This window comes from Streptomyces sp. C (assembly GCF_000158895.1).
In the GTDB taxonomy this organism is placed as follows: Bacteria; Actinomycetota; Actinomycetes; order Streptomycetales; family Streptomycetaceae; genus Streptomyces; species Streptomyces racemochromogenes.
Genome location: NZ_GG657750.1, coordinates 2333931 through 2337636 on the forward strand (window position 1 = coordinate 2333931; position 3706 = coordinate 2337636).

Genomic DNA, 3706 nt, shown 5'->3' on the forward strand with positions numbered 1-3706 from the left:
GCCATGTGGTTGATGACGGAGTCGGCGACGACCTTTAACCCCGGCGGCGTGGCAGGCGTTCGACCATGCCCTTGAAAGGCCGGCCCGGTCCCCGAGCCGCCCGGCGATTCTTGTAGCTGACGGGCTGGTACGAGGTCCACCACTGGGACCCCTGCACGTGCTCCTGCGGCGGCGACACCTGCACGTACCCGTACCCGGCGGGGCCCAGGCTGCCGGTGCACGCCTTGGCGACGTCGGCGAACCGCCACTCGAACAGCACGGCGGTGACGTCCTTCTCCCCGGGCGGAGCCGCCGAAGCCTGCGGCGCCTGCACGGTGAGCGAGGCGGCGGCGAGCGCCGCCGTCGCCAGCGCGGCTCTGCCGGCGCGCGCGGACAGGGATCTGGATCGAGCCATGTGGGGGTCCTCCTGGCGGGAAGGTGTGGGGCGTGGGGGGTTGCACGCGACCGTAGGGCGGCGACCAGGAGTGTTGCAAGACCTTGCGCAAGAGATTGCAGAATTGTTTCCGAGCAGGCGGGGTGGGCGGCGAACGAGTGAGGCACGCGCCGCACCCGTACTACTCGCCCCGCCCCCGCCCTGAGGGGCCGTACTTCCCTGGGGCGGTCTCAGAGAGGGTTGGGGGCTTCCCGTCAGTCCCATCGTCCTTCCGGTTCGGGCCGGTCCCTCAAGGGCGCTCCTTCGTCGCGTCGCTACGCGATCGCCTTCGGCGACCCTTGACCGACCGACCCGAACCGGAAAGCCGAAAGACTGCCGGGAAACCCCCAAAGAAACGGCACGGTCGATGCGAGAGGGACGGCTCCCTCAGCGATGAGACGAGGGGCCGGGGCTTGGCCGGCCGGGCATCCGGGCCCCCAAGAGTCGACATCCGGAGCCTGTGCGCGACTACCCGCACGAGAAGGCGAACAGAGCAGCCCAGGGAGCCGACAGGCGCGACAGATCGCTACGCGCTCCTCCCGTCTCAGCGTCCGGCGTCCGGCTGGGGCTGGTACCCGCACGCGAGGACGAACAGAGCAGCGCGGGAAGCGCATGGGCGCGACAGATCGCTACGCGCTCCTCTTTCCTCGGCGTCTGGCGACCGGCTGGGGCTGATACCCGCACCAGAGGGCAATCACAGCAGCCCACCCTGCCGTGCTGGACTGGCAGGCCACGGAGGACAGCCGGAAGACCGCCCTGCCGGCGAGTCCTACCGGGCGAGGAACGCTCGCAGCTGCGCGGTGAGTTCGGTGGGGGCGTCCAGGGCGATGAGGTGGGCGGCAGTGGGGAATTCGACCAACATCGCGCCGGGGATCCCGGCGGCGTAGCGGCGGGCGATGTCCTGGAAGTCGGCGACGTCCAGCTTTCCGACCCCCACCAGGGTGGGTACGGAGACGGCGGCGAGGTCAGACGTCCCCGGCCCCTGCCCGTGCTCGTCACGGACGGCCATGTTCACCAGCGACGTCCGCATCGGCCCGCGGACCCGGTCGGCCAGACCGGCCGGGACGTCCGCCCACTCCCGGGCGGGACCCCGCAGCCACATGTCCAGGTTGATCTGCGTGGCGGCGTCCACGTCCCCCGCGGCCAGGGCGGCCGTCTCCGCGCCGTCGTACGCGTGCATCTCCGCGGACCAGTCGTAGCCGGGCCAGGGGGCCGCGAACAGGGCCAGCGAGTGCACCCGCTCCGGATGGGCGAGGGTGAAGTCCACGGCCACGCGTCCGCCCCAGGAGGCGCCCACGAGCCGGACGCGGTCGTGCCCGAGGTGGTCCAGCAGGCGCCGCAGGTCGTCGACGTCGCCGTACGGGCCGGCCGGCGGTGCGGATTCGCCGAAGCCGCGCAGGTCGTGGCGGATGACGGTGTACCGCTCAGCGAGCCCCGGCACGACGTCGTCCCACATCCGGTGGTCGGCGACGCCGGCGTGCACGAGTACGACGGGCGGCCCGTCACCGGAAACGACGTACGCGAGATGTCCGAGATCATCGGCAAGTCTGATCATCCGCAGATGCTTGCACGGCCCACCCAACCGGCGGAAGCGCGGGACGGCGAAACGATAAAGCTGCGGGCATTGGAGTGAACGGCCGTTCCCGGCGGCGCCCGCGGGCGGTTGGACCGGCCGACGCGCGGATCGACCGGCGCGTCCGTCCATTGATCCTTAGGGGAGTCATGCGTATTCGTTCCGCTGTCACCGCGTCCGTCCTGGCTGCCGGCATCCTCCTGGGCGGGGCCGGTGCCGCCCTGGCCAACGACGGTGTCGAGATCGACTACTTCGACGCCGGCCACAAGACCTACTCGTCGGACTGCTCGACGTTCGCCGCGGTCCCCCACAACCTCCCGGCGTTCGCCGGCCCCGTCTACCAGTCCTCCTGCCACAAGGACGGCGAGAAGGAGTGGGCGAACGCCTCCCACCTGGGCGCCTGACCCGGAACGACCCGCTGGGGCGGCCCGACGACAACGTCGGGCCGCCCCAGCGGCGTTTTAGCGCAACACGAGCTGCTTCCCCCGCTTCCGGGGCGTCCAGCCGTGGTGCTCCAACGCCCTCCGAATGACGACCTCGACGAGCCCCGGCGCGACCACCGTCCCGTGCTCGACCCACGTCACCATCCGCTGCCCGTCCACCTCGTCGTGCACGACGACGATCCCCAGCCCGGGCTCGTCATCGGGCGCAACCACCCACCGGTACCTCTCGCCGTCCACGACGATCGTCCGCGTGCCCTTCTTGGCGATGCCCATACGGTGGGACGGTAGCCGAGCCACCCCACCCCGACGCCCCATCAGCTGGCGGACGGTGTGGTGGATGACCCGCCCCGCCCGCCCGCTCGTGATCTCACACCCCTTTGATCAACCTCTGGTGCGGGTACCAGCCCCAGCCGGTCGCCAGTCGCCGAGGAAAGAGGAGCGCGTAGCGATCTGTCGCGCCCATGCGCTTCCCGCGCTGCTCTGTTCATCCTCGCGTGCGGGTACCGGCCCCAGACGGTCGCCGGACGCTGAGACGGGAGGAGCGCGTAGCGATCTGTCGCGCCTGTCGGCTCCCTGGGCTGCTCTGTTCGCCTTCTCGTGCGGGTAGTCGCGCCCAGGGCCCGGAATCTCGACTCCTGAGGGCCCGGATGCCCGGCGGGCCGGCCCCCGGCCCCTCGCCTCAGCGCTGAGACGCCCGTCCCTGCTCCTCTGGACCGTGCCGTTTCTTTGGGGGTTTCCCGGCAGTCTTTCGGCTTTCCGGTTCGGGTCGGTCGGTCAAGGGTCGCCGAAGGCGATCGCGTAGCGACGCGACGAAGGAGCGCCCTTGAGGGACCGGCCCGAACCGGAAGGACGATGGGACTGACGGGAAGCCCCCACGCTTCTCTGAGACCGTCCGAGGGGGTACCGCCCCGGGTCACTGATGTCCAGACCAGGTTTCCGGAAACCGGCAACAGGCCCTTCCCTACCGTTGTTCAACCAACACGCTGCGGCTCTCGTTCACAGAGCGCGTATCAGTACTGCCCTCTTCGTAGTCGATCCATGCCTCGATCCATGCCTCGGATCTCGGATCGCACCGGCCGACCTCACGACGGGACTGAGAATTGCGCGCCGCTGGCCGTTCGTCAAGGCCCCGTGCTCCGAGCGGATCATCTCCGGACCCTGCTTCGGGACAACGAAGATCACCCTACTCCCCAACGAGAGGAGGGCAAGTCAGGCACTGCGGATACGCCAAAGGGCGACCACCCTTACGGGTGATCGCCCTTCGCAGAGGCCGTCAGA

General features: G+C 70.1%; 3 protein-coding genes and 1 pseudogene. 1 reads left to right on the top strand and 3 read right to left on the bottom strand.

Annotation, left to right across the window (positions count from 1 at the left end):
- Positions 1-394: pseudogene (locus SSNG_RS10335) on the bottom strand (glycosidase); the annotation flags it as partial.
- A 787-nt stretch (positions 395-1181) separates the two neighbouring features.
- On the bottom strand, positions 1182-1967 hold the full coding sequence (locus SSNG_RS10340; RefSeq protein ID WP_007263769.1) for an alpha/beta fold hydrolase: 786 nt from the start codon (positions 1965-1967) through the stop codon (positions 1182-1184).
- A 167-nt stretch (positions 1968-2134) separates the two neighbouring features.
- Between SSNG_RS10340 and SSNG_RS10345 the strand changes: the two genes are divergently transcribed.
- On the top strand, positions 2135-2389 hold the full coding sequence (locus SSNG_RS10345; RefSeq protein ID WP_241695018.1) for a hypothetical protein: 255 nt from the start codon (positions 2135-2137) through the stop codon (positions 2387-2389).
- 57 nt (positions 2390-2446) lie between these two features.
- Here the strand turns inward: SSNG_RS10345 and SSNG_RS10350 are convergent, their stop codons facing one another.
- A complete protein-coding gene (locus SSNG_RS10350) occupies positions 2447-2701 on the bottom strand; it encodes a hypothetical protein (protein ID WP_042800837.1) in 255 nt (84 codons plus the stop codon).
- Positions 2702-3706: the final 1005 nt, after the last annotated feature.

Bases quoted from the DNA above. Each gene is read 5' to 3' on its own strand.
- SSNG_RS10340 (WP_007263769.1), bottom strand. From the start codon at position 1,967: ATGATCAGACTTGCCGATGATCTCGGACATCTCGCGTACGTCGTTTCC.
- SSNG_RS10345 (WP_241695018.1), top strand. From the start codon at position 2,135: ATGCGTATTCGTTCCGCTGTCACCGCGTCCGTCCTGGCTGCCGGCATC.
- SSNG_RS10350 (WP_042800837.1), bottom strand. From the start codon at position 2,701: ATGGGCATCGCCAAGAAGGGCACGCGGACGATCGTCGTGGACGGCGAG.